A 6085-nucleotide genomic window follows, 5' to 3' on the forward strand; every position below is an offset into this window, starting at 1 on the left:
GAGTATCCCTTTGTACTCGCTGCCGAGTACGACGTAACGTCGGCCGGGACATGACGAGACTGCACATATTCGACCTCGACGGCACGCTCCTGCACGGCTCCTCCGCGAGTGTGGAGCTGGCCAAGGGGCTGGGCCTGGAGCCGGAGTTCCGGGAGCTGGACGCCGCGATCGCGTCCGGGCGGATCGACACCTACGAATTCGGGCGGCGGGCGTTCGACCTGTGGACCGACCTGACGCGGGACGTGCTGGCCGCCGCCTTCGACGGCGCGCCCTGGCTGGCCGGGATACGCGAGGTGTTCGCGGACATCGCCGCCCGGGGTGAACGCTGCGCGGTGGTCACGCTCTCGCCGGACTTCTTCGTGGAGCGGCTGCTGGACTGGGGCGCGCACGCCGTGCACGGGTCGCGCTTCCCGGACGTGCCCTTCCGTGAGCCGCTCGACATGAGCGGCATCCTGGGCCCCGCCGACAAGGTGCGGATCGCCGATCTGCTCTGCGCGGAGTACGGGCTGACGCGGGACGACATCACGGCGTACGGCGACTCGTTCTCCGACGCGGACCTGTTCGGCGTGGTGCCGCGGTCGGTCGCGGTGAACGCCGATCACCATGTGGCGGAGCTGGCCACGCACGCGTACACCGGGCGGGATCTGCGCGAGGCGTACGCGCTGGCGGGGCGCGCACTGTAGCGCTTGGTCCGGGGGTGCACGCGCCGGATCGGGAAAAACGTTTGGTCGTCCGACCGGCGGTGACACGCTCGCGGTCAACGGCGACTGCGGCTCCGCGGCCGCGTCCATCGACCAGGCGGGCAGTGAGGCACGGTGAGGGACAGCGGGTCCGAACTCAAGGCGCCCCCGGCCGCCGGGGACACCGATCACGGGCGGCTGCCGGCGGCGGACGACGAGCCGCCGCGCGAGGGCGAGCTCGAACCCGATCATGATCCCGACCACGGACGGATACCGGGGCCCGCGAGTCCCGATCCCGCCGCCACCAGTCCCCCTCCCGCCGATCCCGCCGATCCCGCCGACCCCGGCGGGCCGCCGTCCGACGCCGAGGTCATCCGGCACACCCTCGACCACATCGAACCGGTCGCCGACAAGGTCACCTCGTACTTCTACGCCCTGCTGTTCATCCACTACCCCGAGACCCGGGAGATGTTCCCCGGCGCCATGGACATCCAGCGTGACCGGTTGTTCAAGGCGCTGCTCGCGGCGGGCCGTTACGCCGACGACACGGCGCGGCTCGGGGAGCTCCTCGGCCATCTCGGGCGCGGGCACCGCAAGTTCGGCACGCGGCCCGAGCACTATCCGGCGGTGGGCCGGTGTCTGATCGCCGCCCTCACCTACTACGCGGCCGAGGTCTGGTCCGAGGAGGCGGAGGCCGCCTGGGTGCGGGTGTACTCCGCGATCTCCCAGATCATGATCGACGCGGCGGACGAGGACGAGCGGAGCAGCCCCGCGTGGTGGCTCGGCGAGATCATCGCCCATGAGCAGCGGTCCTCGGACATCGCGGTCCTGACCGTCCGCCCCGACCAGCCGTACGGCTACACGCCCGGGCAGTACGCCGCCGTCGAGACGCCGTGGTGGCCGCGGGTCTGGCGGCACTACTCCTTCGCCGCGGCGCCGCGCGCGGACGGGCTGCTCACGTTCCACGTGCGGGCGATACCCGCCGGCTGGGTCTCGACGGCCCTGGTCCGCCGGGCCCGGCCCGGGGACGTCCTGCGGCTCGGGCCGCCGTGCGGGTCGATGACCGTGGACCACACCACCGACTCGGGGCTGCTGTGCCTCGGCGGCGGTACGGGGATCGCGCCGATCCGCGCGATGGTCGAGGACGTGGCCCGGCACGGAGTGGCGCGGGAGATGGAGGTCTTCTACGGAGCCCGGCGCGAGGTCGATCTGTACGACCTGGACAATCTGCGGCGGTTCGAGCGCGCGCACCCCTGGCTCACGGTGCGACCGGTGATCGGCGGCCTGCCGGAGGCGGTGAGCCAGTGCGGGCCGTGGGCGGCGTACGAGGCGTATCTGTCGGGGCCGTTGCCCATGATCCGCACGGGGGTGCGGATGCTCACGGCGAGCGGGGTCCCCGTCCGGCACATCCGCCACGACGACCTGGAGAACCTCACCCCGCCGCCGTGATCGCGACAGACCGGCTGCCGAAGCGGGATCCAGGTCCCCTCAGCCCAGGTCCGCGGCCAGCAGCGCCCGTACGCCCTCGATGTTCTCCCTGAGGAAGGACTGGAGCGACGGCGGGACCACGTCCACCGAGGTCACGCCCGCGGCCGTGAAGGGCACGCGGACCACCTCGTACGTGCCGCACGGCTCGTCGACCTCCGGTCCGTGCCGGCGGCTGAGGTCCATCGTCTCCAGGCGGCAGACGAAGAAGTGCTGGACCTTCACCCCGTGCGCCGCGTGCTGCGTCGAATGGTGGACGGTGTCGACGAAGGCCGGCACCACGTCCGTGACCTTCGCGCCGAGCTCCTCGTCCACCTCGCGGTGCAGGGCGTCCACGACCGTCGCGTCGGACGGTTCGACGCCCCCACCGGGCGTGATCCAGTACGGGGCGTGGCCGGGCTTCGTCCGTTTGATCAGGATGAGGTCGTCGTCGTCGAGCAGGATGGCGCGGGCGGTGCGCTTGACCACGGGCCTAACGGTCATGGGGGGAGTGTGACACGTGGTCCCCCGTTTCAAACCCGTTCACCGCGGCGCACAGTGGTGCGCGACGGGCGTTCACCCGCGGTCGGCACCCCGCCGCCTCCTACCAGCCCCCCGCCGCCCGCAGCAACTCCTCGTGCACGCGCGCCAGATGGGGCAGCGCCAGCGACCCCGTCCGTACGGAGAGGAAGTACGTCCGGATCGGCGGCATCGAGGGCCGCTCCAGCGTCACCACCTCCCCCCGCCGCAGCGCCCCCGCACACAGGTACCGCGGTAGCACCGCCAGCCCCGCCCCCGCCACGGCGCACGCCAGCGCCGCGCGCAGGTCGGGGACCACGATCGCCGCCGGAGCGGCCGGCTTGGCGTCGTACTCCTCGCCCCAGTACCGCGTGACGAACGGCAGGCTCTCGTGCACCTCGACCACCGGCACCGAGTCCAACGCCACCCCCGCCCACCGCCCCGCGGCGACGAGCACCAGCTCCTCGTCCCACAGCGGCGTCGCCGTCAGCTGCCCGCCGCGCGGCCGGGACGCCGTGACCGTGAGGTCGTGATGGCCCGCGGCCAGCCCGGCGAGGGTCTCCTCGTCCGTGCCGTAGGAGGCCCGGATCGCCAGGCCCTCCCCGATCAGCGGAGCGAGCGCCGGCAGCACCAGCACGGACGTGAACTCCGGCGGCCCGGCCAGATGCAGCGTCGCGGGCGCCGGCGTCTCGGCATCCTGCAGGCCCGACTCCGCCAGGGCCTGCAGGGCGTCGAGATGCGGTGCCGCCTTGTGGGCGAGCTCGTCGCCCAGCGTCGTGGGGGTCACGCCGCGCGCTCCGCGGACGAACAGGGGGCGGCCCAGCTGGCGTTCGAGCGAGCGGATCTGGCCCGTGACCGCAGGCTGCGAGAGGCCGAGTAAGGTGGCCGCCCGGGTGAAGGACCCCGCGCGGTGCACCGCGACGAAGGTACGGAGCAGCGTCAGATCCATCGAGTGAATCCCTCCCCTTTCCGCGCACTGCACGGATGTCTCCGCGCACGACACGGATGTCCCGTCGGTCGCTGCCCCCGGACCCGGACCCCCCGACCATATGCCATCTATAAATTTGTCGATAGGTCGCTGCTGAAACCGTGATTGGACACTGACGGAGAGTCAACTAGCCTTGATGTCCGCGGTTCTTCGCGCGTAGCGGTCGGTGGGCGGAGCCCTCGGCGCCGAGTCATAGGGGGGAGACTCGGGTCGCAGCGGCCCGTCCCGCGCGACGCGCGGAGAACATGCGACGGCGCCCCCGGATCCGTTCCGGGGGCGCCCCGTCATCACTGCGGGAGTGGTCAGCCCCCCGCCGCCTCCAGCCCCCGCAGCAGATCCGCGACCAGGTCCGCCGCGTCCTCCACCCCCACCGACAGCCGGACGAAGCCGTCGGGCACGTCGTCCCCGCCCCACCGCCCGCGCCGCTCGGCCGAGCTGCGCACCCCGCCGAAGCTCGTCGCGTCGTCGACCAGCCGCAGCGACGCAAGGAAGCGCTCGGCGAACTCCCGCGACGGCAGGGTGAAGGAGACCACGCAGCCGTACCGGCTCATCTGCTTGGCGGCCAGCGGATACGCCGCGTCCTCCGGCAGCCCCGGATGGCGCAGGCCGCTCACCTCGGGCCGCTCGCGCAGCGCCCGCGCCACGGCCAGCGCGTTGTCCGCCTGCCGCGCGGTGCGCAGCTCCAGCGTCGCCAGCGAGCGGTGCGCCAGCCACGCCTCCATCGGGCCGGGGATGGCACCGGTCGTCTTGCGCCACAGCCGCAGCCGGGCGGCCAGCTCCGCGTCGCGGGTGACGGCGTAACCGAGAAGCAGGTCGGCGTGGCCGGACAGCGCCTTGGTACCGCTGGCCACGGCGAGGTCGGCGCCCAGCTCCAGGGGGCGCTGGCCGAGCGGGGTGGCCAGGGTGTTGTCGACGGCGACCAGGGCGCCGGCGGCGTGCGCGGCGTCGGCGAGGCGGCGGATGTCGCAGACGTCGAGCCCGGGGTTGGAGGGCGTCTCCAGCCACAGCAGCTTCACCCCGTCGAGCAGCTCCAGCTGCGCGTCGCCGGCCGTCGGCGCGGAGCGCACCTCGACGTCGTATGCCTCGAGCTGGTCCCGCAGCACGCTGCCGACCAGGTTGTACGCGTCGGCGGGGACGGCCACCGCGTCGCCGGGCCGCAGCAGCGACAGCATCACGGCGGCGATCGCGCCCATCCCGGAGGCGAAGGTCACCGCGTGCGCCGCGGCGCCGGGCGACTCCAGCGCGGCGAGGGCGGACTCCAGCCGGGTCCACGTCGGGTTGCCGTCGCGGCCGTAGGTGTACGGGGCGGACCCCGGATCGCCCGGCAGATGGAAGTGCGAGGTGAACACCGGGCCGGGGAAGGGCGGTTCGTACGGCGTGGGCTCGGGCAGCCCGGCGTGCACCGCGCGCGTGGCGTCGGAGAAACGGGCGAGGTCGTCGGCGGTCATCGAAATCAGCCTCCGTGCAGCGCGGCGCGGGCCGCTGCCCCGCACCGCGCGCCGTAGGAGGAGCCGAACAGGGCGGCGTGGACGAGGAGATGGTGCAGCTGGTGCAGCGGCACCCGGGCGCGGCGGCCCGGCAGGGGGCGTACCTCGTCGTACGCCGAGAGGATCCGTGCGAGGAAGGGCGAGCCGAACAGCTCGAGGAAGGCCAGGTCCGTCTCGGGGTGCCCGCCCTGTGCGGCCGGGTCGACGAGATGGGCGCCGTCCGCGGACCAGTGGACGTTGCCCGACCACAGATCACCGTGGATGACGGCCGGCGGCTGCGGCGGACCGGCGACCTCGGCGATCCGCCCGCACAGCCGCTCCACGTCGCGGGCGTCACCCGGCGCGAGGCCGCCCCGGTCGACGGCCCTGCGCAGATACGGCAGCAGCCGGTACTCGGCGTAGAAGGCGGGCCAGTCGACGGGACCGGCCGGGCTCGGCAGCGGCAGGGAGCCGATGTACGCCGGCCAGGGCGTGCCGTACGCGGCGGCCGGGGTGTCGTGCAGAGCGGCCAGCTCCCGGCCCAGGCGGTCGGCGGCGGCCGCGGTGGCGGGGGCGGGCTCGAGCCACTCCAGCACGATGAGGCCCTCGTCCCACCCCAGCACGGCGGGGACGGGGGCGGTGCGCGTGCCCCGCAGCAGCGCGAGGCCGTTCGCCTCCGCGGCGAAGAAGCCGGGCGGGGGATCGCCGAGGGTCTTGGCGAAGACGGTGCGCCCGTCGGCCAGCTCCACGCGGTACGCCGCGGAGATGTCCCCGCCGCCCACCCGCCGGGCCGCGGCGACCCGCGCCCCGGTCACGGCGGCGACCGCCCCGGCGATCCCCCCGCCGCGGCCGTCGCCCCCGGCGATCCCCTCGCCGGTCATGCCCGCGCGGCCCCCAGGGACGCGCGGACCGCGCCCAGCAGGCCCTCGGCGGCGCCCTCGATCAGCTCCAGGCACTCCTCGAAGCCG

General features: G+C 74.0%; 6 protein-coding genes. 2 read left to right on the forward strand and 4 right to left on the reverse strand.

Features of this window, described 5'->3' with window-relative positions:
• Nucleotides 1–50: 50 nt before the first annotated feature.
• The gene (locus AB0M28_RS30155) at nucleotides 51–683 is read left to right on the forward strand and encodes an HAD-IB family phosphatase (protein ID WP_365411950.1); all 633 of its coding nucleotides are present in this window, start codon (nucleotides 51–53) and stop codon (nucleotides 681–683) included.
• Between the two features lie 132 nt (nucleotides 684–815).
• The gene (locus tag AB0M28_RS30160) at nucleotides 816–2129 is read left to right on the forward strand and encodes a globin domain-containing protein (RefSeq protein ID WP_365411953.1); all 1314 of its coding nucleotides are present in this window, start codon (nucleotides 816–818) and stop codon (nucleotides 2127–2129) included.
• A 39-nt stretch (nucleotides 2130–2168) separates the two neighbouring features.
• Here AB0M28_RS30160 and AB0M28_RS30165 read toward each other — a convergent pair whose 3' ends face one another.
• The 4 genes from AB0M28_RS30165 to AB0M28_RS30180 form a co-directional block, all read right to left on the reverse strand.
• On the reverse strand, nucleotides 2169–2648 hold the full coding sequence (locus AB0M28_RS30165) for an NUDIX hydrolase (protein WP_365411956.1): 480 nt from the start codon (nucleotides 2646–2648) through the stop codon (nucleotides 2169–2171).
• A 100-nt stretch (nucleotides 2649–2748) separates the two neighbouring features.
• Nucleotides 2749–3612: a LysR family transcriptional regulator gene (locus AB0M28_RS30170; protein WP_365411959.1), complete on the reverse strand. Its 864-nt coding sequence runs from the start codon at nucleotides 3610–3612 to the stop codon at nucleotides 2749–2751.
• Between the two features lie 341 nt (nucleotides 3613–3953).
• On the reverse strand, nucleotides 3954–5099 hold the full coding sequence (locus AB0M28_RS30175) for a cystathionine gamma-lyase (RefSeq protein WP_365411962.1): 1146 nt from the start codon (nucleotides 5097–5099) through the stop codon (nucleotides 3954–3956).
• Between the two features lie 5 nt (nucleotides 5100–5104).
• Nucleotides 5105–5998 carry a fructosamine kinase family protein gene (locus AB0M28_RS30180; RefSeq protein ID WP_365411965.1) on the reverse strand — a complete coding sequence of 298 codons (894 nt, stop codon included), beginning with the start codon at nucleotides 5996–5998 and terminating at the stop codon, nucleotides 5105–5107.
• Nucleotides 5999–6085: the final 87 nt, after the last annotated feature.

Origin of the sequence: Streptomyces sp. NPDC051940 (assembly GCF_040680895.1) — a bacterium.
Lineage (GTDB): Bacteria > Actinomycetota > Actinomycetes > Streptomycetales > Streptomycetaceae > Streptomyces.